Annotated in this window: 18 protein-coding genes and 1 pseudogene; 8 read left to right on the top strand and 11 right to left on the bottom strand. The window is 68.0% G+C overall.

Annotated elements, in window-relative coordinates; translation table 11 throughout:
• Positions 1-45: 45 nt before the first annotated feature.
• Positions 46-2,043 carry a hypothetical protein gene (locus tag ACFYT9_RS27360; RefSeq protein WP_389168281.1) on the bottom strand — a complete coding sequence of 666 codons (1,998 nt, stop codon included), beginning with the start codon at positions 2,041-2,043 and terminating at the stop codon, positions 46-48.
• A 2-nt stretch (positions 2,044-2,045) separates the two neighbouring features.
• Positions 2,046-2,759: a hypothetical protein gene (locus tag ACFYT9_RS27355; protein ID WP_389168279.1), complete on the bottom strand. Its 714-nt coding sequence runs from the start codon at positions 2,757-2,759 to the stop codon at positions 2,046-2,048.
• Positions 2,760-2,951: 192 nt separating this feature from the next.
• Between ACFYT9_RS27355 and ACFYT9_RS27350 the strand changes: the two genes are divergently transcribed.
• Positions 2,952-3,710, top strand: a complete 759-nt coding sequence (locus ACFYT9_RS27350; protein WP_389168277.1) for a hypothetical protein — start codon at positions 2,952-2,954, stop codon at positions 3,708-3,710.
• A gap of 49 nt (positions 3,711-3,759) precedes the next feature.
• Here the strand turns inward: ACFYT9_RS27350 and ACFYT9_RS27345 are convergent, their stop codons facing one another.
• The gene (locus tag ACFYT9_RS27345; RefSeq protein ID WP_389168276.1) at positions 3,760-4,812 is read right to left on the bottom strand and encodes a TniQ family protein; all 1,053 of its coding nucleotides are present in this window, start codon (positions 4,810-4,812) and stop codon (positions 3,760-3,762) included.
• Positions 4,813-5,049: 237 nt separating this feature from the next.
• On the opposite strand from ACFYT9_RS27345, the gene ACFYT9_RS27340 reads away from it, so the two are divergent.
• A complete protein-coding gene (locus tag ACFYT9_RS27340; RefSeq protein WP_389168274.1) occupies positions 5,050-7,413 on the top strand; it encodes a Helicase associated domain protein in 2,364 nt (787 codons plus the stop codon).
• Positions 7,414-7,512: 99 nt separating this feature from the next.
• On the opposite strand, the gene ACFYT9_RS27335 is transcribed toward ACFYT9_RS27340, so the two are convergent.
• The 3 genes from ACFYT9_RS27335 to ACFYT9_RS27325 form a co-directional block, all read right to left on the bottom strand.
• On the bottom strand, positions 7,513-8,556 hold the full coding sequence (locus ACFYT9_RS27335; protein WP_389168272.1) for an AAA family ATPase: 1,044 nt from the start codon (positions 8,554-8,556) through the stop codon (positions 7,513-7,515).
• Positions 8,553-10,907 carry an integrase gene (locus tag ACFYT9_RS27330; protein WP_389168271.1) on the bottom strand — a complete coding sequence of 785 codons (2,355 nt, stop codon included), beginning with the start codon at positions 10,905-10,907 and terminating at the stop codon, positions 8,553-8,555. The genes ACFYT9_RS27335 and ACFYT9_RS27330 overlap by 4 nt, the downstream gene beginning before the upstream one ends.
• A gap of 65 nt (positions 10,908-10,972) precedes the next feature.
• Complete coding sequence (locus tag ACFYT9_RS27325; protein WP_389168269.1) at positions 10,973-11,665, bottom strand: TnsA-like heteromeric transposase endonuclease subunit; 693 nt, start codon at positions 11,663-11,665, stop codon at positions 10,973-10,975.
• A 316-nt stretch (positions 11,666-11,981) separates the two neighbouring features.
• On the opposite strand from ACFYT9_RS27325, the gene tap reads away from it, so the two are divergent.
• Positions 11,982-13,985 (top strand): telomere-associated protein Tap, encoded by a 2,004-nt coding sequence (gene tap / locus ACFYT9_RS27320; RefSeq protein ID WP_389168268.1) that lies wholly within the window; start codon positions 11,982-11,984, stop codon positions 13,983-13,985.
• Between the two features lie 28 nt (positions 13,986-14,013).
• On the opposite strand, the gene ACFYT9_RS27315 is transcribed toward tap, so the two are convergent.
• Positions 14,014-15,036, bottom strand: coding sequence for a TniQ family protein (locus ACFYT9_RS27315; RefSeq protein ID WP_389168266.1), 1,023 nt, complete (start codon positions 15,034-15,036; stop codon positions 14,014-14,016).
• Positions 15,037-15,113: 77 nt separating this feature from the next.
• Here ACFYT9_RS27315 and tpg point away from each other — a divergent pair, with 77 nt between their 5' ends.
• From tpg to ACFYT9_RS27300, 3 genes are all read left to right on the top strand, one after another.
• Positions 15,114-15,695 carry a telomere-protecting terminal protein Tpg gene (gene tpg / locus ACFYT9_RS27310; protein WP_389168264.1) on the top strand — a complete coding sequence of 194 codons (582 nt, stop codon included), beginning with the start codon at positions 15,114-15,116 and terminating at the stop codon, positions 15,693-15,695.
• A gap of 185 nt (positions 15,696-15,880) precedes the next feature.
• Complete coding sequence (locus ACFYT9_RS27305) at positions 15,881-17,422, top strand: restriction endonuclease fold toxin-2 domain-containing protein (protein ID WP_389168262.1); 1,542 nt, start codon at positions 15,881-15,883, stop codon at positions 17,420-17,422.
• Positions 17,423-17,462: 40 nt separating this feature from the next.
• Positions 17,463-17,909: a hypothetical protein gene (locus ACFYT9_RS27300; RefSeq protein WP_389168260.1), complete on the top strand. Its 447-nt coding sequence runs from the start codon at positions 17,463-17,465 to the stop codon at positions 17,907-17,909.
• Between the two features lie 512 nt (positions 17,910-18,421).
• On the opposite strand, the pseudogene ACFYT9_RS27295 reads toward ACFYT9_RS27300, so the two are convergent.
• Both ACFYT9_RS27295 and ACFYT9_RS27290 read right to left on the bottom strand, forming a co-directional pair.
• A pseudogene (locus ACFYT9_RS27295) lies at positions 18,422-19,617 on the bottom strand (IS110 family transposase).
• 602 nt (positions 19,618-20,219) lie between these two features.
• A complete protein-coding gene (locus ACFYT9_RS27290; protein ID WP_389168258.1) occupies positions 20,220-20,654 on the bottom strand; it encodes a DUF6283 family protein in 435 nt (144 codons plus the stop codon).
• Positions 20,655-21,324: 670 nt separating this feature from the next.
• Here ACFYT9_RS27290 and ACFYT9_RS27285 point away from each other — a divergent pair.
• Positions 21,325-21,831, top strand: coding sequence for a hypothetical protein (locus ACFYT9_RS27285; protein WP_389168256.1), 507 nt, complete (start codon positions 21,325-21,327; stop codon positions 21,829-21,831).
• 794 nt (positions 21,832-22,625) lie between these two features.
• Positions 22,626-23,090 (top strand): hypothetical protein, encoded by a 465-nt coding sequence (locus ACFYT9_RS27280; RefSeq protein WP_389168255.1) that lies wholly within the window; start codon positions 22,626-22,628, stop codon positions 23,088-23,090.
• A gap of 543 nt (positions 23,091-23,633) precedes the next feature.
• Here the strand turns inward: ACFYT9_RS27280 and ACFYT9_RS27275 are convergent.
• Both ACFYT9_RS27275 and uppS read right to left on the bottom strand, forming a co-directional pair.
• The gene (locus ACFYT9_RS27275) at positions 23,634-24,689 is read right to left on the bottom strand and encodes a hypothetical protein (RefSeq protein ID WP_389168253.1); all 1,056 of its coding nucleotides are present in this window, start codon (positions 24,687-24,689) and stop codon (positions 23,634-23,636) included.
• Between the two features lie 72 nt (positions 24,690-24,761).
• Complete coding sequence (gene uppS, locus ACFYT9_RS27270) at positions 24,762-25,442, bottom strand: polyprenyl diphosphate synthase (RefSeq protein ID WP_389168251.1); 681 nt, start codon at positions 25,440-25,442, stop codon at positions 24,762-24,764.
• Between the last annotated feature and the right edge of the window lie 352 nt (positions 25,443-25,794).

Here is a 25,794-nt window from a genome sequence, read left to right as displayed (position 1 = left end):
TCCTCCGTCTCCCCGCCACCCAGCGCCGCTCACCCAGCCGCCATGCTAGAACAAATGTTCCCCACTGCTGGTGATGAGGCGCTCACAGGGCACCAGACCCTCCACCAGCTCCGGCTGCGCCGTGGTCAGGACCACCTGCAGACCGGGCAACTCCTCCGACAGAGCCTGCAACTCGGCGATCAGCGTGCGCGCCGGCACCTCCGTCACCTCCTCCGCTGCCACCGAGTCGATCAACAGCAGACCAGGATGCGTGGCGACACCCCGCGCAGCGCCCACCCGCAGCAGCGCAATGACCGTCGCGATCCGCATCCGCAGCCGATCCCCGCGGCTCAGCCGCTTGAACGCCGTCGCCACACCCGCCTTGACGGCGTTGACCTGCCCCGCCCGGTTCAACCGGACACTGTCCAGGTGCTGCACACCGAACCGGGCAGCCAGCTCCACGATCTGCGCATCCATCGCCGGGAAAAGCCGTCGCGCTGCCGCCTCGACATGCGCGCGCACCACCTCGTGCGCCGTCCCCAGCGCCGAACTGGCACCCGCCCCGTCCGCCGGCACCGCTCCCGGCCGCAGGCCTGTGGCGGCCAGCTGCCCCTGCAGCACCGCTGCCTGAAGCTCCAGCTCCCGCAGTCTGCGGTGCGCCCCGGACACCGCAAGAACATCCTGAAGAGCGGCATGAGCCGACCTCTGCGCGGCCTTCGCCTGCTCGACCTCCGCCTTGGCGGCATCCCGCAGATCCCGCGCCTTGCCCTCCGCCGTCTCAGCCGCGGACAGCTGCGTCCGCAGCTGCTCCAGCGCCGCCTCCGCCGTCTGCGCATCTACCTCCGGCAGCGTTCTCGTGCACACCGCGCACGACGCACTCTGCCGTTCCTGGACGCGCCGCTCCGCCTCCAGCGGCTCCTCGCACCGAGGACAGCACACCGGGTCCAGCCGCCCCAGCACACGGCGCGCCTGCCACGTCTCCTGCGTGTCCATCAACGCCTGCTGCGTCCGGACTCGCCCCGCCGTCAGCTCCGCCAGAGCCTGCTCGAGCCCGTCCAGCTGCTCCACCCGGTCCCGCAGCCGCTCACCGGCCCGGTCCGCGGCTGCCAGCACAGGTGTCACATCGCGTCCCTGTTCCTCCCGCAGCTCCGCGATGGTGCTCTGCAGTGCCGTCAGCTCCCGCTGCCAGGCGTCCCGGTCGGACTTGCGCGCCACCGCGTCGTCCTCCGCACGCCGCTCCCGCTGGCGCACCAGTTTCGTCTCCCGCTTGCCGGCGACCGCGAGCTGTGTGAGGGCAGTGCTGTAGGGGACGTCGACGAACAGCTCCAGCAGCCGGCCCGGCAACCCGACCGCGCTGACGTCACCCAGGAGGATCTCCTCGCCACCCGGGTTGAGGTAGCACGCCCCGAAGTACGAAGCCCAGCCGTGGACCTGCGCGGCGCCCTCGCCGTCAGCACCGCCCTTGCCCTGCCACATGGTGATGTGGTCCATGCGCAGGGCGTCCATCAGGTGACCGGAAATGACCCGGCCGGTGTCCTCCAGACCGGATGCCTCGGCGACCAGGCGCAGGTCCTCATCGGCGGAATCCAGCAGCTCGTCCTCGGTACCGGCCGTCCAGATGCGGCACGTGGCTGCCGGACGGGCCGCGGGCGTGAACTCAAGGGAGATCCGTGTGGGGCGGCCGGCGACCATCACGTCGACCGACAGTGTCCGCAGCCAGGACCGGACATCGGGCGGAAGATCACGAGGCGTTCCGCGAAGCGGCCACACCAGGCACTCCAGCAGGCTCGTCTTGCCCGCGCTGTTGGCGGGGTGGGCGATGACCCACACCCCCGGCCCGAAGGACTGCTCGAAGTCGAATCCGTCGCCCGAGTGCTTCAGTCCGCTCAGCCGCAGCCGCAGCACAGTCAGGCGCCGGTCGGCGGGCACCGGGCCTTTCAGTGTGATGGACGCCTCGCGCAGCGCCTCCTCGACCTGCTCGGGCCGCAGACCGACCAGGCCCGCCACTTCTTCCAGCAGCTCTCCAGGGCCCGGCGCCAGCGGGCCGGAATCGGAACCAGACATGATCACGAGGTCTCCTCGTCCGCAGCGGGCAGGGCAGCAGGCGACCCGGCACGCAGGCGGGCCAGCCGCTCGCGTGCCTGGTCGGTGATAGGGGCGATATGCCGGCCGATCACGGTGTCGGCGTAGTCCTTCAACAGGTACTGGCGGTTCTTCAGCTGGGTCCCACCCAGCCCGTCGACCAGCGCGACCAACTGCTTGGTGCGGGTGACGTACCACTCCAGTGCCGGAGCCTCGCCCGTCAGATCACCTGCCACCTCACGTCCACGCTGCAGCAGGAAGTACACATGCTCCGCCACACGGTTCGCGCCAAGGATCTGCGTCTTGCTGATGAGGCCCTTCTCCACCAGCGGAGCCAACGCCTCATCCAGTTCCTCAAAGGCCCCGAATCGATGCCTGAGCATCGGAAACCGTCGAAGGTCCGGCTCCTCGGAACCAAGAATCTCCTCAGCCAGATCCAGCAGGCCGGAATCATCCGGATGCGCCTCGTACTCGTTCATCAGCTCGAAGGCGAGATAGTCCGGATACCGCAGCCAGAAATCCAGCTTCTGCAGACGCACCTGCGTCCGCACCACCCCCACTGCAGCGGCAGGAGCCGGCAGGTCTCCGGACACAGGCTTCGCCGACGCGTCGATCAGGAGCAGCAGCCGCACCGCATCCTGCCACCGGCTCGCCCGGCGTACACCGTCCGCCAAAGCCATCAGCTCCTTTCCCTGCATGTGTGCACGTGATGATCCCAGCCCACCGACAGCAGCCGATCACAATCGGCTATCTGGACAGACCTCCTGCACCCCAAGTCTCTTTCCAGCCACTGATTCCAGCCGCGACCCTGCAGTGGACCCTGTGCCGGTGACACCCCACACATCCGTCAGGTCCCCACCCCCGCGGAACACGGATTAGGTTGTGCACCCATGACCACCGCATCAGCCGGGCTCCCCGCCCACGGCATCGAGTCCGTACGCATCATCGCGGCCCACGACGGTGCCTTCGCTCAGGTCGCTCACCTGTCCTGGGCGTCAGCGACGAACCCGGGCGACGCGAGTCTTTACATACGCCCGTATGTGGGCGAGGGATGGACCGCGTACGGCTCCCTCACCCCGGCCGTGGCGCCAGACCAGAGCGTCAACGTCGAGGCGGAGCGCCACAGGGACGCGAAGTTCGATGAGCTGAAGATGTCGCTGCACGGCAGTGGACAGACCCACGTCTACATCGGGCCTCGAGCAAAGAACAACCGGCTCCCCGCCGTGACGGGCCGGCCTCTCCACGACCCCTCTGGCGGCCACATCGCTACCATCACCTGCTTCGACCTCTCAGGCCTGCCGCTTGTCCAAACCCCCTCCACACAGGCGCCCGATCTCGATCTCGTCGTGCCTGCTCCGGGCGAGGGCGGTACGTCCAAGCTGAACGTCGCCCTGTTCTCCGGCACCGATGAGGAGGCCATGCGCGCCAAACACCCCTGGCTTACTACGGGTCCCCTCATCCGATTCGACCGGACGGGTCTGCCCACCCCGGTCTTCTTCGGACTTCGCTGCGGCTACTTTCCCGGTCCGCGGACCAGCACACCGGGCGTCACCGTCATAGGTGGCTGGGGCCCAGGCGCCCAGCCGAGCGACCCCATCCCCATGGTGTCGATCTGGGCCGCACCCGACCCCGAGCAGGCCCCCGTGTGAGAGCCGGTTCCCCGCGTCCTCCGCGCCCCAGACGTCCGCACCCAGGCCATCAGGCTCGACCCGCGACGGACCAGACCATCGACTCGTCCGCTTCCGGGGGCTCGTCGCCGAACCGCCACGGCAGACACGTGATCCGTTCCAGATGAGTGCCTGATGCGGCGTCCTCGTGAGGCTGCGGCGCGGGCAGCCGGCGCCACTTGCCCTGTACCGGCCGGCTGACGCTCCGGTGCAGCGGAGGGATGCTGTGATGCTGCATCCAGATCTCCACGGGCGCCAGCGCGAGATCCGCGGGCATCTGCCACTCCTCCAGCACGGCGCCCACGGCAGCAAGCCACGCCCTGTCGTGCTCGACGCTCCAGGTCCCCCGCATACGGCGGCGTTCCCGGGCCGCGAGCATCCACGCCAGTCGCATGGTCTCGGGATAGGACACGAGCGGCGCCAGACGAAGGTCACCGCCGGCCTCCTCGCCCAGGAGCCGCCCGCGCGCTTCCCACACCGGCGGGCTCAGCGCGGGGATGTTCCACCACAACGCCGTGATGTGCAGGGCATCGGCGAACAGGGCACGACCCCCGGCACCGAGCCTGCGCTCCAGACCCACCCGGTCACGGTGCGCCCGAACCACGTCGGGCACGTTCCGCAGCGGCAGCCAGGTCGCACCGTCCTCGCGGAGGTTGTCCAGCCACCGGTGATGCCGGGCACACACCCTCCACCGGGTCACCGACACCAGGTACACATCCGACGGATGCCGCCTGGCCGCAGCACACAGATCACACGCCCGCACGAGGAAGACGTCCCTCGCCTCCCACTGCGGCCACCTCCACACCGGCCCTGGCCCCGCCTCGAGCAGGCGATGCGGAGCGAGGCTGGGCAGCGCCCGCTGCAAGACCTCCGGGCCCCGCCCGGCCAGCGCCGCCAGCCGCTCGAGCGCGCCCGGGTTGAGGTACACCTCGGTGTACCGCGGCTGCATCGCCTTGCCGCCCTCGCCGACGAGGCCCATCAGGTCGTCCAGCGGCATGTGGTTGAGCTGCGAGAGGCGGCCGAGGAACGACCCCGTCGACTCATCCGTGATCAGCCGCGCCTGCCGAGGCAGACGCTCTGGCATCCTCCATGCCTTCCGACGCCCCGTGCTCTTCCTCGCCGCCACCCGCCTCAGCCCCCTCACCCCACTCCAGTTCGCCTGAAGACAACCGCAGAATGTCTCAGACTCCCCGCGCCACCAGCGATATCCGGCCGGATTCCCAAGATCCCCGACCTCCCGCTGGACCCGCCTCATACGGTGCATCGCCAGCACACACCGGGGCCCAGGCAGGGCGCCCGGCAGCGATCCCGAGGAACCCACGTGACACCCGCTTTGCCGCGCCTGCGCCCGCACCAGACCGAAGCCGCCGACGCAGCCCTGGCCGCGTTCGCATCCGGCGAGCGCCGCGCCACCGTAGTGTCGGCCTGCGGCACGGGGAAAACGCTCACCGCCGCCCACATCGCCGACCAGACCGCCAAGGATGGCCACGTCCTGGTGGTCGTCCCCACCCTGCAGCTCCTCGTCCAGACCATCCAGAGGTGGCGCCAGGCGGGCCGGGGTGGCAGGGCGATCGGCGTCTCGTCAATGAAGCAGACGACAAGCGGCCTGAGACCCGAGCAGGCGATCATGACCACCGACCCGGACGCTGCCGCCCAGCTGATCGGGCGGGCCCGCGGCCCGGTGACCGTCTTCGTCACCTACGGCTCCTTGCACCGCATCCGGCACGTCCACGAGCAGCACCGGATACCGGCGTGGGACCTGGTCGTGATCGACGAGGCCCACCGCGCCACGCGACGCTCGGGCAAAGGATGGGGCGTCATCCACGACGACGCCCAGATCCCGGCGAAGCTCCGCCTCTACATGACCGCCACCCCGCGCATCTTCCGCACCCCGGCACCGGCCAACGTGCTGTCCTCGCTGTTCGAGTCCCTGCCCGACGCCACCATGGACCGCGTCGACATCTTCGGCCCCACCGTCTACCGCCTCGGCCTGGCCGACGCCATCGAACGCAAGATCCTCGCCGACTACCGCGTCGTCATGCCGGTCATTGAGGATATGGACCTGCGCACCATCCTCACCGCACCGCCCGCCGGCACCAGCCACCACAACGGACTGCGCACCGCGGCCCTCCATGTCGCGGTGCTGCGTGCCATCGCCGACCACGACCTGCGGCGCGTCCTGGTCTTCCACAACCGCATCGCCGCCGCCCACGCCTTCGCCAGAGCCCTTCCCGGCACCGCCTCCCAGGTGACAGGCGACTTGACGATCCCCGACCTGTGGTCCCACGCCGTCGACAGCACACAGCGCACCTGGCAACGCCAACGCCTGCTCCAGGACTTCGACGCAACCAGCGGTCGCGCGGTCCTCAGCAACGTGCGTGTCCTCAACGAAGGCGTCGACATTCCCGCCATCGACGCCGTCGTCTTCGCCGCCGCCCGCAAAAGCGTCATCGACGCCATCCAGTCCATCGGCCGCGCCCTTCGCCAGCAGCCCGGCGAGGGCAAGAAAGCCACCCTCGTCATCCCCGTCTACCTGCCCGACGGCGCCAGCGCCCACGACATCCTGGCCGGCACCAGGTTCGGCGGCCTGTGGAACATCCTGCAGGCCCTGCGCGCCCACGACGACACCTTCCTCGACCGTGTCGCCATGCCGCACTCCAGCGGCTCCACCAGCCGTCCTACGCGTAAAGTCCACTACCACCTGCCCGAACGCGCCCTGGAGATCGCGCACGTCCTCGGCCTGGAGATCACCCTTCCCCCGACAGGGGACTGGGACCAGGCCCACACCAGCGCCACCTCCTACCACGACACCTACGGCCACCTGGACGTGCCCGCCCACTACACAGACCCGGACGGCTTCGCGCTGGGGGAGTGGATCGGCAACCAGCGCACCCGGCACACCATCGGCCGGCTCAGCCCCGAGCACCGCACCGCACTCGACACCCTCGGCATGCTGTGGCTCCCACCCGAAGGCGACTTTCCCCGCATGCTGGACCACGCCCGGGCCTGGGCCGCCCAGCACGGACACCTCGCACCACCCCACGACGCCACGCACGGCGGCCACCGCGTGGGCCGCTGGATCGCCGAATGCCGACGCAAAGCAAAAGCCGGCCTTCTCACCCCCGCCCAAGTACAGACCCTCACCGACATCGACCCCTGGTGGAACCCGCCCTTCACCGTCACCTGGCGCCGCTTCTACGCCTACGCCAAAACCCATGTCGAACAGCACGGCAACGCGCACGTCCCCAACGCCTACAAAACCCCCGACGGCGTTCCTCTGGGCCAGTGGATCAGCCGCCAGCGCAACCACTTCCACACCCTGCACCCCGCCCAGGCAGAACTCCTGCTCGCCATCCACCTCGGCCCCTACGCTGAGAGCATCTACCACGGCCCCCGCGGCACGGAACGGGACCAGGAGTTCCGCGAGCACCTCCAGGCGGCAGTCGCCTACTTCACCCGCGAAGGACGCCTCAGCGTCCCGGCCAGACACGTCGAGATCCTGTGGAACGACCACCCCGTACGCCTCGGCGCCTGGATCCACAAGATCCGAAAAGACCCCACGAGCCTGACCGAGGAACAACGCCAGGCCCTGGAGCGTGTGCATATGGTGTGGGACCCGCAGCTGGGCACCCGCCGCACACCCTCAGCGGACCACACCAGCACAACGACCCGGGCCCGGCCCTGACCTCTCATCCGCGGGCGGAGCACCCGCGTGCCGTGCCGGCGGGCACCGTCCGGTCCCGCCGCCGACACGCCACCGGCGGGACCGGACCGGAGCGGGTGGTCAGATGTGGACGACTCGTCCGACCGTGAGGGTGTCGAGCAGCTCTTCGCTGATGCGTTCCTCGCCGGACAGCATGGCCTCCTGGGCCGCCTGGCAGATGATCTGGGACAGAGCCCGCAGATAGCCCTTGCTGCGCACGTGCAGGACGGGGGAGAGGCTGGTCAGGTCGCCGCTTCGGTGATGGTAGAGCCGCAGGTCCTTGTCGAATTCGTTGACGATGCGGCGGAAGCGGTCCTTGCCTTCCTGGTCGTAGCCCAGGCGGCTGGTCATCAGGACGGGGTGGTCGCCCCAAGGATCCTCGTTCTTGTCCCGGGGTGTTTCGCTGTCGCGCAGGTAGGGGTCGACGATGGCGCGGCTGTTGCGGCCGCAGTAGACGAACGTGGCTCCGGTCTCGTCGCTGATGTGCTCGAGGTAGGCGAAGGTCTGCTTCACATCGGCGCCGTGCTGCAGGCGGTGGATGCCGTCGATGAGGACGAGCTGGGTGTGACAGTGGCGCATCACGTAGCAGATCGAATCGGTCGGGTCGCTGCCCAACGACCCTTCCAGCCCGAGGAAACGGGCGAAGGCCCCGCTCCAGTTCCGTGTTCCTCCCCGGCCCTTGTCCGGCACACTGAGCGCGACGACCGGGATCCGGTCGTCGTTACGGCCGTAGCGCTCGTTCAGCCGCACCTCCAGATCCCGGCCCACGTACCGCACCAGCGAGGTTTTCCCGGTGCCGGACGGGCCCTGGACGATGACACCGAGCCGCCCCGATGTCCTCTTGGCATTGGCGTAGAGCTGGCGCTTCACCACCAGCCGGGCCGTTTTGATGGCCGGCGTCTCCACCGGGCGCATGCTGCCGTGGAACACGAACCGGGGATCGTCCGGGCTGACCTCGGTGCCCAGCGGAGCGCAGTCGGCGAGATCCGGCGGATCAAGGACGCGGTCGACCGAGGCGCGCCAGTTCGTCAGGGTGTCGCACCATTCCGGAGCGGGCGGGCGCAGCTGATCCGGTCCGCCGACCAGATCACGCAGTTCCTCGTCGCCGATTTTCGGCCGTTTCACTCCCAGTCCTCCAGATCGGGGTCGGAAAGATCGAACAGGTCACCGCCGGGACCCGGCAGCCCGGGCTCACCGGGGGGCCCGGCGGAAGGGGCGCTGTCGGCGTCCAGGGGCGGCAGGCCGTCGAAGTAGCTGTCCTTGAACGCGGCCATTGCCTCGGCGCTCCACGTCCCCCCGCCCGCAGGCGTGGTCCTCAGGAACAGCGGATCGCCGCCGTCCAGCGAGCGCCGTGACAGATCGGACGGGCCGGGCAGCCCGTACATGCCGTCGTCGGGCAGATCCATCTCCCCCAGGCTCTGCTCCGCACCAGAGGTGCCCGCCGCAGCGTAGGGGTCGAACACGGCCGCCGCGGCCGGGGGAGGAAACAGCGGCCCCCAGCCGTCCGGGACCACGGCAGCGGTCATCTCCTGCGGGCCCTGCCCGGCACGTTCCAGGAGCTCGGCCAGAGCCTGGGCGATGGAGTCGTCATCATCCTTGCGGCCACCACGCGCCAGATGCTCGGTCGTCGCGATGTCCCACAGATACTGCGTCCACGGCGCATCGATCAGATGCTGATGCCGGAACGTCGCCTCGACCCACTGCCTCTTCTCATGGTCGTACAGCCACACATGCTCGGGGGAGTAGGGGTTGTAGCGCACCTGCCAGCCGCCCCGGCGTTTCCCGCCCAGCCCCGACCGGCGGTTGCGGTACGGATCGAGCTTGCCCTCGGCGTTCTCATAGACACGGTTCATGAACCGGATGCCCTCGTCACTGACCCCCACCCAGGCGGTGGGCAGCAGCCTCAGATAGTCGTCCCGGCCCAGCGGGACCGGCAGATACCCGGCCGCCCGCACGGTAGCGGCATACATCTGGTTCGGGGTGAGCGCGGGAAGATTCGGATCGTAGGGGTTGCGCAGCTCGTCGTGGACACGGTTCTGCCAGCCCAGGACGATCCACTCCTGCAGGATGTCATCGAGCTGCGCAAGCGTGAACAGCATCTCTCCGTCGACGGTCTTCGCCCGGTATCCGGGCCTGTTGCCGGTGTAGGTGTTCACGTACTGACTGAACAGCGACTTGATCGAACCGTTCGTCCGCTCGACGATCGCCTTGTCCGTCGGCGTGCGGACGCGGGAGGGGCGCACCGAGATACCCAGGTAGGCGCAGGCGTCGAAGAACGCCGTTCCCGTGAACACCGAACCGTGGTCGATGACGATCAGATCCGGAAAGATCACCGGCCGGCTCGCCGCCCGCAACATGCGTTCGTCCGCCGCCACCAACTCCTCGTAGGGAAGGTCAGACGCGGAAGCGTGCGCGGCTGGAGAGAAGCCCGGCCGCATCGGCAGCGGAACCAGGCACTGCGCCAGCAGCAAAGTGGCGTCCACTGCCTTCGTGGCACGCCCCGGGCTCTTGGGCGAGGCAATCAGCCCCAGACGCTGCGAGCCTTTGCGCGCCCGGCGGTGCCGGGAGGTCTTGGGGCGCAGGACCGCCGCCAGAATGCAGCGGGTGGCGACATCCACCATCACCGTCAGCTCGACCGATGTCGCCAGGCCGTCATCACCCAGAACCTTCACGTCCAGTTCCGTGGAATCGACCTGCACCAGCTCACCCGGTGCCACCGCGGTCGACGTCCCGTATGGCGGCGCGGGCGTGTTGCCCGCACCCGGCCTCCGACGCGAGGCGGACCGCAGGTCCGTCACCTTGATCCCGATCCGGTCCAGCAGCTTGTACAGCGTGGTATCCGGCGGAACTTTCAGCGCGGCCCCGAATTCGCGGCGTACCGTGCGGCGCACCAGCGTGAACAGCGCCGACCCGGTGATCGCAACCTTGCCCTCACGCTCCCGGACCAGCTGCCACAGCACATCGACCACACGCGGATCGCACCGCCCGTACAGCGACGGCATCCGGGTGCGCCGCTTGTCGACCAGCCCCCACACACCGCTCTTCTCGTACTGCAGACGCTTGCGCTGAACGGTGTGCCACGACACGTCGAAGTCCAGCACCGCATTGAGCTCGGCCGCCTTCGTCCTGTACCGCTCGATCAGCGTGAACTCATCCGGCGCGTACCCCGGCCGAGGCGTGGCGTCCTCAGCCTGCCCGGGCAACAGCCCGGTCGCCACCTCCACGACATGCCGCTCCCAGATACGGGCCTCGCGTTCGGCCTCGGCACTGATTCCCTCCATCAAACCGAAATCAGCAATCGGGGGGTGCTCCACCGGCCGGCCCTCAGTGTCCAGGACAGCGAAGTCACGGGCCGAAGCCAAAAGCCCGACCGGAACAACCACCAAAGGCAGCCCGCTTCCCGGCCGCGGCGCCAGATGCACCATCACCCCGTCCAGCACCACCACCGAGTACCGCTCGCCCCGCCAGCGCACCATGTCCCCGCACGACAGCAGACCATGATGCCCACGCGACACCGCTCCGGAAACAGCCGCCCGGCCCATCATGACGGCTTTCCGAACTCGAACGGCCGCATCGACGGCATGGCGCCCCCGCCCCGGCGAATCACCGTCGCCGGCCCCAGCGGAACACTCCAGTCCATCCTCAGCCGACGGCGCCACATCAGGTGATACAGACGAGGCAGCGCCTCCAGCACCGGCAGCCCTGAGTTCTCGACCCCCTTCAGCAGCCCGGACGGCCTGACGAACGCATCGAGCAGCGCCCGCTCCATCCCCGCATCGCCCATGCGGGGATGCCGGTAGCGAGAGACCCAGCGCAAGTTCGCCAAGGCGACAGGCTGAGGCAGCCGGGGAGACCCCAGTCGCCACCCCGCCTCGGAGCAGGCCTCCCGCAGCACCTCCTGCTGCCGCAGCCACCTGCTGCTGGGCCCCTTCGCCGGAGGACAGGCCACCACCACCGTCTCACCCGCCTGCGTACGCACGAAAAAGTCCGGCACAAGGGACCGGACACGACCCCGCTCACGCCACTGCAGACGCGCCGTCCACGCCGAGAACTCCACAACATTCGGATGGAAATCCAGCAGCATCGCCACCGACAGCCGGTCCAGCGACCGGCACCCCACATGCCCGCCGGTCGTCGCCGACCACCAGTACGTGACAATGCTCCGCTCGGACGGATGCCGCCGCGGAACCCACACCGGCTCCCCGCCCACCATCTCGATGCCCGCCGCCTGCACGACAGGCCTCGTGACCTCCCGTCCCCGCTCGTCACGACGAACGACCTGCAAACCCCGCGACACCCCTGCCGCCCCTTCCCCGCGCCTCCCGCTCACCCCACACCGGACGAACCCTCACGCGATACCCGAACACTGAGGCAGTGGCTCCTCGTAGCCGAGTAAATCCCGTCAAAAACATCAGAGTTGACCGGCCGGAACCTCACAGCGAAAGAGCCGGTCCCCACGCTTCCTCGCCTGATCCGTCGCACTGTCCAGGCATTTCAATGATGGCGCGAACTCGCGTGCCGACTAGACACACCTGAAAGATTCCAGTGCTGTGCGAAACCACCCTGAAGACGCCTTGTTCTCCCGCGTCGACGCCCTCCTCGAATCCCTCAAGACCCCGCTGCCCGACCACCCCGAACGCGTCCGCCTCAGAAACAGCGCCAACCTCTCCCTGACCCAACTGGCCCACGCCCTGCAATGCGACCCCCAACAGGTCGAGGAATGGGAGACCGGCAGCCGCGAACCCCAAGGAATGCAACGAGCCGCCTACGCCCGCCTCCTCAGCGGCCTGCAGGCCATTGCCGCACACCCCCACCAGCCGCAAGACACAGCCGGCAGCACACCTCCGCCCGCGCCCTCCACGCCCCCGCCCCCGCCCCGCCGAGCCTCCCGCCCCGCGGCCACCTCAAGAAAAGCGCCGCCACCCTCCTTGTTCCCCCGAGGACCGCTCGCCGTCATCGACCAGGCGGACGAAGACCTTGTCGCGTACTTCGCCGACCAGACCCGGGCCGATACCGAGGCAGACCATCTCCTCGGCCTGGTCCAGTGGGCGCTCAACGCGGGAATCGGAAGCCCCCGCCTGCACAAAAACGTCAGGGACCATGCCGATCCGCTCCTCGTCCTGACCCCGCCGGCCATGCACTACCTGGGGTTACCCCCTGCTCTGACCGACCGTAACCAGCTGAGACTGCCCGCCAGCCACCCAGAGCTCAGCCGCCTGCGTGAAGCCGGATTCCATTTCACCCGCAGCGGGTTCGGCCCCTGGGCACGCGTCTACCTGCCCATCAAAGACGGCAAACGATCCTGCGTTCAGCTGGCCCTGACCGGATGGGGAGCCCTCTCCGACCGAGACGGCTGGAACCTGCCTGACCTGAGGCCCGGCCCGCTCGCCGCGCTCCTCGGGACCTACGCCGACCGCGTCATCACACCCACTGGTTCCACAGCAGTGTGCGGCCAGGCCCTCATGACAGCACTGCGCCCCCCCACACGCGGAGATTACTCACCAGCAGCGCGCCGCCAGGTCCGTGCCGAGAATGCCAACGCACTCCTCACGCCCCTCGAACCAGCACCGCCCGAGGCCCACGACGCCCACCCCCTCGCCCAAGGCCGACGGCCCGAAGACACGATGAACGAGGAAGCCTGGGACTGGAACCGGCCCCCCACCGACCACGAGGTCACGGCCTATCCCCACGTCGTCGGCATCGACATCAACCTCGCCTTCGTAGCAGCCGCCTCCAGCCTGGAAGTGGGCCTCAACGCACCACCCCGCCACACGGTCAACCCTCCGTTCAACCACAAGATCCCAGGCGCGTGGCTGTGCGACTTCTCCCAAGTCCCCCATGACCCGCGCCTGCCATCCGTCTTCACATCCCATGGCCTGCCGCCCGCAGGGCCCGCCTGGTACACCACCCCCACACTCGCCTACGCCGCAAATGAACTCGGCCTCGAGGTCAATCCCCTGGAGGCGTACCTGCGAGACGACAAGGGCCTCTACCTCGCCCCCTGGTACAAACGCCTGCGCAGCGCCTACATGCAGACCATGGCCGATGCCGGCGTCCACGAGAACATGACGCCACAAGCCTTCCTCCACGCCATGCAGAACCTGCCCGACGCCGGACCGGAACTTCTCGGACTGCTCAAGGCCATCAAAGCCACCGGAAAAGGCGGCATCGGAAAACTACGCGAAGGCCCGCGCGGCATCACCGCCCCCTACCAGCGCTGGGCCGCCCTGGACACTCCGACATGGCGACCCGACATCCGCGCCGCCGTCATCGCCAAGGCCCGCACCCTCACGCACCGCAAGATGCGCAAACTCGCCGACCTCACAGGCCGCTACCCGCTCGCCGTCCTCACCGACTGCGTCGTCTACCCAGCACACCACCCCACAGCGCTCGACGTCGTCCCCTCAACCCCCGACGGCAGCAAACTCCCCGGCCACTTCCACCTCGGCGTCAACCCCGGCTACGCCAAACAGGAAGGAACCCAGCCCATGACCTGGTACCTCCAGCAGCACGACCAGAACCTCAGCCCCGCCCGGCACATCAAGAACACCTGACCCCGCCCCGCAGGCAACACCCCCAGCCTCAGAGCGGCGCGCGCAACCCCGTACTCGTCATCGCAGATCCCAGCCTCCAAGGCAGACAAGACACCCGCTCCAGCGGCCCGCCCAGAGGAACCACACGATGCGGATCCAGCAACTCCATCGGCACACTGCGCGCCGCCGGCCGCACATCCTCAGCAAGCCGCCGCACCACCGGAACCGTGTTGCGATGCGCCATCAGCCACGCCTCCAGAGCACGATGACCACCCTCAGCCATCTCCCCACCCATCCCCAGACGCTCACCCACCCACTCCGTCCAGCGACGCGTCGTCCAACCAGCAGGGCCTCCCGCGAAACTCCGCCCCACCGCCCGCTGCCGCTCCCTGACCGCCATGCACTCCGCCACCACCACAGCCTCCGGATACACCACCAGACCCACCGCCCACAACGCCGACCGGTCCACCCCCAGAATGTCCTGCCGGCGCCGCCACACCCCCTTCGAACCCATCTGCCGACACTGCCACCAATACACCGCCACCTGCATCGCATCAGCCACCAGCGCCCGCCCGTAGAGCCCCGCCCGCCGCTCCAGCCGGACCCTGCGCTCATGCGCCCCCACAACCTCAGCCAGCCCCTCAAGCCCGCTCTGCGCCCGCCCGCCGTCCCCCATCCACCGCCCATGCCGCACACAGACAGCCCACTGCTCACCGTGAACCCGCCACACAGGGCGTCCACTCAGCCCCGCCACACACAACGCGCACGCCTGCACCGGCCGCTCACCCTCAGGCCACGCCTCAACCCGCACCTGCTGACGCGCCCGGGCACCGATACGCCCCTGCGACCACGAGGGCAACGCACGCTCCAACTCCACCACCGAACGACCACAAGCCACCGCCACGAGGCGCTGGGCCACCGGTCCCAAACGCACCTCCTCGAACTCCGCATCCGCCGGCGCCAGCGACCGCGGCCCACCGATCCGCCCGACCAGCGCCTCCCACGTCATCCCATTGCGCTCCGCCAGCCGCCACAGAAAGGACGCGACGCTCTCGCCGCGGACCAGCTCCACCCTCCGGGGCAAAGGCCCCGCACCCGCATCGCCCCGCACCCGCATCCCCTCGTCGACAACCGTGACGTAAGGCCACCATGCCACCCCTCAGACTCCACGCGGACACCGTTCAAGAAGCTCTCGACAGAGCCGACTCCCGCCACTGGACCCGCAACCCGCCCCGAGCCCCGCGAGCCAGACTTAACTACCTCCTGCGCCACCACACCGGCGGCCGAAGCGCACTCGCAGCGCACCTCGGCACCACAACCGCCAGCCTCGAAGCCATCACCCGCAGACCCCCTCAAGCAGAGACACACCCCCTGCACGACGCCATAGAGAGAGAAGTCCTACGTCTGTGGCAGCCGCGCATCCGCCGCAAGGCCCACCGCACCATCCTGGAGAACAACGGACACGTCATGGTCAGCTTCCGCGCGTGGCTCGGCTTCACCGCAGCCGGCGGATCAAGCGACGACCCCCGCCTGCGGATGCTCACCCTGGGCCTCGACGCCCCGTACCCGGAACGCCTCTTCGAAGCCCGACACCGCAACGAACCGGAAACCCGGCTCCTGCAGATCCTCAGCACCGCGCTCGGCACCTGCTACTTCCACCGCAACAGGCCATCAGGCATGACCGAAAGCGTCACCATCGAAAGAGTCGACTACCTCGAGTTCTACTACTGAGGATCTTCAGAGTGGCCACCGATTAGATACGGCCACGGGCGGACAGCAGGCGAGGCGTCCGGCAGCGGTGCGAAAGGCAGCCTTTTTACCGTTGTGCCTGAAGGCCGCATACCAGTGCTCCAGCACCCCGGGCCGGCCTGTACGGTCTATGGGCAGTCCGGTGAGACCACGGAATCGGGGGAGTGGTGGATCTTCAGCACAAGGCGGGCAACTACATCAACGCCTCATGGTCCCTGGTGCGGCTTCGAGACCTGATCTACGACATGGTCGGCCTGCTGTTCACCGAGCTCAGCGCCCACGGGGGGATGGCAGGGGACGACGCTGCGGGCCGCGCCTTCGCCGCGGTGTACAAGCCGGCCGTGAAGACCGTCTTCGAAGCATCCGGACTGGCTCACCAGGTGATGGCGAACGGTGCGGGCGCCATGCTGAAGGCGACCGAGGAATTCCTCAAGCAGGAGAGCGCGGTCGCCGCGTCTCTGCTCGGCCAAAGCGTGGCACCGGACATCGGGGCCCAGCCGGCGAAACCGGACTGCAACCCCCGCGCCAGCCACAACGCTGAGGACCTGCCCGAAGTCGTCGGCGAGACCAGCTGGAGCGACCAGTACCTGCTCAGCTCCCGCTTCCACGGCCAGCGAGACAAGCTCCGCAAGACCGCCACCGCCTGGCGGACGGCGGCCGGCATCCTGGGCGACGCCTACTGGGACTGCGAGAGCGCATGGCGCACCGCATCCGCCCAACAGCTCGGCGACACTGCCGCGGCCGTCCAGACCTTCTTCATCGCCTTCGTCGGCAAGACCCCACCCCCCTCGGAGGTCGGCGAGGACGAGACCCTGATGGCGAACCTCCCCTCCGCCTGCCGGATGATCGCCAACGCCTGCGACGCATACGCGGACCACATCGACACCGCCCTCAAACGCATCCCGGAAGAGACGAACCCCCTCTTCGGCGAACCGCTCGCCATCTGGGAACGACCGATGTTCGGCGGAGAAGGACACGACGGCGGACTGCACGAACTCGTCACCGGCGACATGCGCATCGCCCGCCTGGGCTACGTCCCGCCCGCACTCGACAGCGCGCAGGCCAAAGTCCCGATGCCCCAGCCCGACACCGGCGGATTCCTGCCCCTGCCGTCCGTACCGCCTCTCCTCGCCCCTCTGATCCGCGTGCCCCTCCTGGTGCCCGTCGCCTACAACCCCGCGAACGGCCCCCGCGTCCAGCCCATCGCCCCACCCACACCCCACAACCCCCGCTTCCCACCCCTCACCCCGCCCGAGCAGCAGAACTTCCAGACCTGGCTGAACGGCTTGCGCCCCGGCGACATCTCCGGCGGCATGCCGGCCGACGTCGCCTACCAGAGAAGAGTCGCCGGATACCCCGAGTACGAGGTACCGATTCCCCAGGGCATCAGCGCCAACAGCACACTCATGGTCGACGGCTTCCGCGACAGCGACGGCATGGCCATCGAGGCCAAGTACGTCAGAAACCCCAACAAGCCCTGCTACCGCACCCTCGACGAACTCCGCACCGCCCACCAGACAGGCAAGAAAGACTTCCTCTACGAGAAGGACCGCAAAGAGCTCATCAAGTACAACGCCGCACTCAACGACCCGCGCAACAAAGAGATGCGCGGTGTGGAGACCGTCACCAACCACGCCGACTCCGTCGCCTACTGGCGCGTGATGATGGCCGCCTACGGCGTCCGCGGCTACGCCCGCTACGTACCCTGACCCACGACAGCACCGCACTGCACGACGAAGGAGCCATCGCGTGGACGAGTCCGAACTGGCCGTACTGCGAACCATGTACGTCTTCGGCCCCGCCGAGGGCTCCACATGGAACCTTACCTACGACCTGGTGACCAGCAAGCTGCGTGAGCGGAACCCGGACGAGTTCATCCGTGTCGACGAAGGTGACCAAGGGCCGGTTCCCGGGTCGGTCATGCACTTCGGCATCACTCTCGGAGACGAGACGCTGGAAGGAATGGCCAAGCTGGCCCCTGAAGGGATCACTCTCGAGGACGCCACCGCACAAGCAGCGGCAGCCTTCGTACAGTGGCTGCGAAACAGCATCGTTCCCACCGGCACCAGCGTCTCGTTTAATACCGAATGGGGACTGGAGATCGATCTCCCTGACGCACTCGTCCCTGACGCTCCCCGCCCCCGCGTCGCGGCCACCTTTCTTGCCCACCTCGAAGCCATCGACGCGATGAACTAGAAATTCTCCGCATGCCGCGCGACCACTTCAGGACGTTACCGTCACCGGAGAACGTGAGCGGAACACCCCCGTTCGGGCGGGGAGTCAACCAGGCTGGCCTCACCCTCCACACCTCTCCAGGCTGACAGGCCTGACAACTTGAGTGCCCGGCACACCTGCACCCGAACACCCCACAAAGACAAGGCTGCTGTCCGCCGCCATCGCTCGCATCGTCCCCGGCGACACCGGCGTGAGCACCGTGGGCCGGGTTTGCCGCGTACTGCCGGCAGAACACAGCGCCCCACGGCTGCTTACTGATCGTTTCAGAATGACGAGGTTGCTGAGCGGAGCCGAGTGCAGCTCTGTGTACCGGTTACGGGAGGCTGAGTGCTTCGGCCCAGACATCGACGCCATTGGCCCAGGTCCACAACCATTGCCGCAGTGATCCGGTCGCGTGGCGCAGGCCGTCATGGGGGCCCTCGCCCCAGCTTGGCACCCAGCCGTCTGTGTCATAGAGCTTCCTAATGCTTTTGTCAAGCGGCCGCGGTCACCGGCGGTGTCACTTCGCAGCACCGCCGGTCACGAATCAGAGCCCACAGGACGTTGACACGTCGGCGGGCCAGGGCGAGCACGGCTTGGACGTGCTTCTTCCCCTCGGCTCGTTTGCGGTCGTAGACTTCCGCGAGTTCGGGTCGCATCGGACGCTGACCAGCGCGGAGGTGTAGAAGACGCGCTGGAGCCTTCGGTGGTAGGTGACCGGCCGGTGAAGGTTGCCGCTGACCTTGCCCGAGTCGCGGGGTGCCGGGGCGACGCCGGCGAAGGCCGCCAAGGCGTCCGGGGAGTCGAACTCGCCCAGGCCGCCGCCGACGGCGGCAAGGAACTCGGCGCCGAGGATCGCGCCGATGCCGGGAACGCTCAGGACGATGTCGGCGAGTTCGTGCTCGCGAAACCGACCCTCGATGAGTTTGTCCATCTCGGCGATCTGCTCGTTGAGGGCCATCACCTCCTCGGCCAGGGTGTGGACCAGCTTCGCGATGGTCTTCTCCCCGGGGACGGCCGTGTGCTGCCGCTCGGCCGCCTCGACCGCAGCCTCGGCCAGGGCCCTGGCATTGCGGACCTTGCGGTTGGCGGGCCACTTCGCCAGTCTCGTGACTCCGGCGCGGCGGATTGCGGCCGGACTCTGGTAGCCCGTCAGGAGTCGCAGCGGCCCCGTGTTGGTGACCTCCAGGGCCCTCTCCAGGGCCGGGAACATGCCCAGCAGGGTGCCGCGCAGGCGGTTGACGCTGCGGGTGCGGTCCTCGACCAGGTCGGACCGCCGTCCGGCCAGCAGCTTCAGCTCGACGGCGGCCTCGTCGCCGGGGCGGATGGGCCGCAGGTCGCGGCGCATCCTGGCCTGGTCGGCGATCACGTAGGCGTCGCGAGCATCGGTCTTGCCCTCGCCGCGGTAGCCGTCGGAAGCCCGGTTGACCAGCCGGCCGGGCACGTAGAGGACTTCCTGGCCGTGATTGATCAGCAGGGCCAGCAGCAGCGCGGGCTCACCGCCGGTCATATCGATGGCCCAGGTGACCTGCCGTCCGTCGGCCGACTCCAGGACGTCACCGATCAGCTTCACCAGCTCGGGCTTGTCGTTCGCGACCCGCCGCGACAGCAGCGTCTTGCCGTCCGCGTCCAGGGCGAGGCCGTGATGGTGCCCCTTGCCGCTGTCGATCCCCGCCCATATCCGGCTCATCGTGCTCCTGAGGTGCGTGTTCATTCTGTTCGTGCCACGGACGACCTCGCCGGCATTGCTCTACTCAGCCACTTGTTCGCACTTCCTAATCGGCGGCCGAGTCGTCGTGGGGTGCCGGGCGGCGAAGCGAGGGCAGCCATGAGACGGCAGCAGCCTGATAGCCACACCCAGCACCCCTGGGCGACCCAACTTTACGAATGGCTCGATCAACCCGTTCAAGAAGGTAGAGCGGCCTGACCACCACACCGATGGTGTCCGTCAAAACGGAACAAGCTCAGAGCCGGCTTGTGGCCGAGGCGTTGGTGCCGGACCTGCGATGCAGGTCCGGCGCGCATTGGACGGCTCGGGTGTGGTTGGCGATACGCCCTCCCGCTGGGCGCGGGGACACGGGAGAGGGCAATGTGCTTGCCGCTTCGAACTCTGTGGCGCCTGTGGCGGGTGGTGAGGACGGACCCGCCATCAGGATCGGCGAGGAATTAGACGTGAACATGCCGACGTCAACCAAGGTGCCGGTCTTGCGCAGCGGCTCGGGGTTGCCCGGCGGTCACGGTGCGAAGGAATGCGATCGACGCCGAGTGGATCTGCCCATGGAACGAGAGGTCTTACGGCATGAGGTCCTGGCGCGTTCGGGCGATCTTAGTGATCAGGCGGCGGGCGCCCTCGGCCGGCGCCTCAATGCCCGCCTGGCCGTGGGCCGCAGCTTCGCGACCTGAGGAGAACAAGGGAACGGGGGAGACGTACTCGACCACGGCTCGGTATGTAGAGGCGGTGATGGTGCCGTCGAGCACCCCCAGCCTCAGTGCGAGAAGATCCTCAGCCGCGTGACACCCAGCCCAGCCGCCGCAGATCCGCCGGACGGCGCTGTCGGCATCGGTCTGATGGCACTGGAACAATCCTGTGGGCTGGTCGGGGGTGGCTGCGTCGTAGCGGCGGAGCTTCGCGTACTCCTCATCGGCCCAGATTCCCGCGGGCACATCGCGCCGATAGGGGCAGCTCTCGCAAGGGCGTTGTGCCGGAGGGCGAAGCGACGTGGACATGCAGCCAGTATGACGCGAGGAGACTACCGGCGCGGCCCCTCGCTTCCCGCACTGCTGTGACACGAGGGTGTTGTCCGGGATCCATGGTCGTAGACAGGATGGTCAAGGTACCCGGACCCGGTGCCGAACTGATGATCACAGTGTCCCGTGGCGGCGAGGCGGACGAGTTGTCTACCGCGGCGGATGGTTGCTGCGCGGCTGAAAAGGGCCAGTTAGCTACGGGGAGACGTACGAACAACTCGATGCCCCCGCACGAGATCACACGGCTTATTGTGGGACCATGCAGCGGTGTGCACGACGCTCGGCGGTGCGGCCCCCCCGTCGAGCGGACGCAGGATGTCAGGATCAGCAGTCGCGTTGCCGGGCTTTCTCCATAGGCGGAGTGACAGCACTGCGCGATACCTCGCTCACGCGCCAGACGCCACTTCTCTCGGACGGTCTTGCCGCCCGGATGCTATAACCCTCTAACAGCCCTCACCTATGGCGTCCTTGCGTGGTGGAGGTTGCTCAGATCTACCTCAGACAACACGTGGAATCGTGTGCTCCGTCGGGCCTGCTCGGTAGCTTCATCGAGTCAGCGAGGTCGGCAGGATGTCGACTGCCCCTGTCGATCGCACACAGGAAATGACCAATTCTTACGGGGGATCTGCATCCGACAAAGCACTCCAGCATGCTCAAACGCGCTGTCAGCGCCAGCGTGATCGCCGTCATCGCGCTGGGGGCGGTGCCGGCCACGGCACAGGCGCTCAACACCGTTCGTACGTGGAATGACAGCTCGAACCCGCTGAAGGTCACCGGCTACGCCTACGATACGTGGAAGGTATACAACAGCTCCAACGGCACCCGTTCCCTCGCGAGCACCTACAGCAAGCTGTCGAACGCCGATGACCACAAGGTGTACGTCGAGCTCGGGACGCAGGTGAACGCCGGCCACTGCGTCCAGGCGTCCAAGTGCATGTCCTGCACACAGAGGTATTGGGACCACGCCAGCGACGAGACTGACCATCACAGCAGCAAGTCGTACCTCTACAAGAGTGCCTCCACCGGAGTGTCGGATTCTGCCGACTACGCCCGCTACACTGCCGCGCCCAAGATCACCGGCAACCTCGGGCGATTCAGCCGCCCAGCTACTCCAACGCGCGGGATAAAGATCCAGCAGAAGCGCCCGCTCCCCTAGAGCAGGACGAAAGGATCATCATGCAGCAGGTATGGACGATCGCCGCCGCGCTCATCCTGGCCAATGCCGTTGGATACGGCTTCGCGCTGCTCTTTCGGAAGATCCACAGGATCCGCAGCCGACGCCGAGGATGACTCCTCGCCTCCGCTCCCGCGCAGCCACCACCCAGAGCGCTTTCCCTGCCGGGGCCCGCGAGGCGCCCCTACGCCAGGCAGGCGCAGGCAGGGGATCGCAGAGGCGGAGGCGACGCGGCACTTGGGCCGCTCAGGGCCGGAAAGACGCACACCCATGGGAGTGGTTCGGCCGCAAGCGCAACTTGCGCGGCAGCAATGTTCACCTCGGCGACGCCTGCTGCGGCCCGGTTGAAGGTGAGCAGGGCCGGGTTCTATGAGCTGGCGCGCCTCGGCTGTGGCGGTGGGCGGCCGGCGGTGATGCTGATTCCGCACCGCGAGCCAGGCAAGGAGGAGGCCATGCTTCCATCGGACTGCCGGCGCATCCTTGCTGCCGTGCGGCAGGCCGCCGGAGGTATGCCGCGGCAAGGGCGTGGACGTCGGTGCGAAGAGGAAGGCGGAACCTCTGCGCGGAAAGCCGGTCGGGCTCGTTGATGGTGGCTGATTGCGGAAGCTGCCCGACGGCCGGTTCGCCTGCGCCTGTGACCTGAAACGCCACCGGCGGCTCCGGCGTTCACGATCGGTTTCTCTGGCGTCGGCCGGCGTCGGGCAGCCGTCCCACCCAGAAGGGGGGACTGAATAACGACTGGACTGAATTCAGTCCAGTCGGTTAGGGTCCCGCCCATGGACATTCGAACCGAACTCGACAACTTCCTGGGCGAGAAGCGTGCGCTGATCGACGCGATCACGCGGGAGTTCCGTGCCGGCACACCCGCCAAGGAGATCGCCCGGACGGTCGCACCGGCCTTCAGCCGGGACCAGGTGACCCAGTACCTGTCCGCCGTCGCCCTGGCGGACAAGGCCCGAAAGGCCCTCAAGGAGGCCAACCTCGCCTTCGCCGCCGACGTTTCGGTGACCGGTATCGACGCGCCGCGCGAGGCGCGGCTGATCCCCGCAGCGGATCCGCAGGAGACCCCCGACTACTCTTCCCTGCCCGCGCGGATTAGGGGCGCGCTGCGCGACTTCCACATCACCCTGGGCCTGCTGCAGACCGGCGAGCACGACGAAGACACCGCCGACGCCGAGATCGACGAGTACTTCCTCGACGGCCAGCCCGTACGCCTGATCACACTGAAGCCGCGCACCTGACCCGTCGACAGGTACAGCCCCGAGTAAGGGAGCGATGAGCCAGATCACCGCTACCACGCACGGCCTCGTCTCCATGCCACTCGAGGACAACGAGCCCCTCGGGCAGATTGCCCGACGAGGCGCCGGGGCCATCCAGGGCGGCAGTCGAAGTGAGGCCCGATGGGTACCTCGTTCAACGGATCGGCGGCGGGGCCTGGCCGCTCCCTGACACCTCGGACGCTGAGGCCGGAGCGTTACTTTCCGAAACTCAACCCGTTTGTCTGCAGCGGCCGTTGGGCTCGCATGACAAAATCCAATGAGCACGCCGAGGGTACGGCGTGCGATCGGGCGCTTGGCCGAGCCGCCGACTGACTCGGCACGGCCGGCCGAGAGCGCGTCCGGACCGTCGTGCGTTGGTGCGATGCCCCCGACTGGCACCGGAGGGAGGGTGGTGCGCTCGTGCAGCGTCGTCGAGATCCGCGTGGCGTTTGGCCGTAGCCGATCCGGCGCACCGGTCGGTCCCCGTTGCGTTCGGCGTGCGGACCACTTGAGGAAGCAACAACCTCAATGTGCTCCCGGTCGAATGGGTTCGGACTGTTCGCCAACCTTGAGGAGTTGGGAGAGGTCGTAGAAATCGTGGACTCGATGGCGCTCTGTGATCAGGTGCCAGTCGTAGTTTCCGCGGATGGCCTGATGGATGCCTTGCACGAAGCTGCACACGTTGGGCGATGCGTTGGTCATGATCCGTTCCCCCAGCACCACCGCTTCGGCGACCATGCCGTTGTTGATCCTGACGGCTTCCTCGACGGCTTGCTGTGCGCTCAGCCCTCTCTGCCTCATAAGGACGGCCACGAAGTTGGAGAATTCGTCGTCGAGTTCGTGCTCGATGCCGTACGAGAAGACGTCATTGGTGATGCCGTGGATTCGAGACGCCACGTTGTTGAGGCGGACCAGGTCGGGGGCGTAGTACTCATCAGCGGAGATCTCGTAGCCGGCGGCGACGTCGACGAGGGCGTGGGTGGGGAATCCGGCGCAGTTCAGTCCGCGGCCGGTCAGGTACTCCTCGACTCCCGGTGTGCGATCGGCCGAACACGTCGTCGACTCCCACAGGGTCCCGAAGAAGTACGCCATCATCTCCGCGCACCAACGGCCGTACTGTGCGGTCGTGGACAGTGCCCAGATCCTTCGGGCGATGTCTGTGGTCGCGCCCTGGAGGGCGTTCAAGAAGTCTGCCGCACCGGGAGCCCGCGAGGCGATTTCCTCGCGGGCGGGGCGTGGGCCGTACTCCCACGGGTCGCCGAGGATCCGGCGGATCCACATGTGGACGGCGGCGACGGTGTCGGGGGCCGAGCCCAGTGTGGTCCGACTGCAGACCCCGTCGTCGATCGTGTAGACCCAGCAGGCCCAAAGGGTCACCGTGAGCAGGCCCTCCTCGGTCGCATCGGGGTAGATCCGGGCGAAGTACGGGCCCAAACCCGCACTTCGGATGCGTTGTTCCCAATGAGGCCCCGTCAGGAGGTCTTGTTCCTTGAGCCAGTCGATCAGCTCGTTCTCGGCCCGTTCCCCCCCAGGGTGGATGCGGGACGGAAACGGGTAGTAGAAACGGGGCGGCATCAACATGGAGAACTCCTATTCCGTCGTCGGTCGCCGATCGAAGCGGTGCTCGGCGGTGTGGGGTGTCGTGCGGCGCTCTCACTGTCCGAGCCTGCGGGTGCGGGCGGCGAAGGTCGCCAGAGCGAGGTCCAGCGCGCCACTGTCGAAGTCGGGCCAGGCGGTGTCGGTGAAGTACAGCTCGGCCTGAGTCTCCTGCCAGGGCATGAACCCGGAAAGCCGTTGTTCCCCCGAGGTGCGTACAAGCAGCTCCAGGTCCGGGAGGCCAGCCGACCACAAGTACCGTCCGAGGGCTTCCGCGGTCACACTTTCCGCGCCGATTGATCCGGCCTGGACGTCGGCGAGCAGGGATCGCACCGCCCCAACCAGTTCGTGGCGGCCGTCGTAGGCGATGCCCACGTGCAGACATGTGCCCGGGGCCCCGCAGGTGCGCTGTGCGATGTCCCGCAGGGTCTGGGCGACGTCGGGCTCCAGCAATTCCAGCGATCCGAAGGGGTGGACCTGGCTTCGCCCGACCGCTGCGATCTTCGCCAACCCTGCCACGATGATTCTGATCAGGCTTTTGACCTGGTCAGCGGGGCGGGTCAGATTGTCGCGGGACAGGGCCCATACCGTGACGTGCGCGATCCCCAAGTTGTCACAGTGGCCCACGATCTCCTGCACTCGGCGAGCGCCGGCCTGGTAGGCAGCGGACGGAGCGCAGTCACGCGCTTGGGCCCATCGTCTGTTGCCGTCCATGATCAATGCCAGATGCCGCGGCATGCTCCGTCCGGGAACAGCCGTTGGTGAGGGCAGGCCCGTGGCGATGGGGGAGGAGGGAGATGTCATCAAGGCACCTCGCTGGGATCGATGATGAGAGATCGGACAGTGGTAGACCCCTGCTGCCCACGTAATGGCGATCAGGTGCGTCGGGGAGAACCGGGTCCTGGACCGCAGCGGTTATCGTGCCGCCGCTCCCGGTGATGCCCGTCCCGCACCCGCAGTCAAACGCACGCCTACGCGCCCACGCGGGCGCACGAGGAGCATGCCGCGGGCTCCCCCCCGGGGCCCGCATACGCCCATGAACCTATGCAAGCCCTCCACGCGCCACTGCGCGCCCCGTCGCCGACACGAG

It is taken from the genome of Streptomyces sp. NPDC004435 (assembly GCF_042873895.1).
Lineage (GTDB): Bacteria > Actinomycetota > Actinomycetes > Streptomycetales > Streptomycetaceae > Streptomyces.
This window is presented reverse-complemented; position numbering and strand designations above follow the sequence as displayed.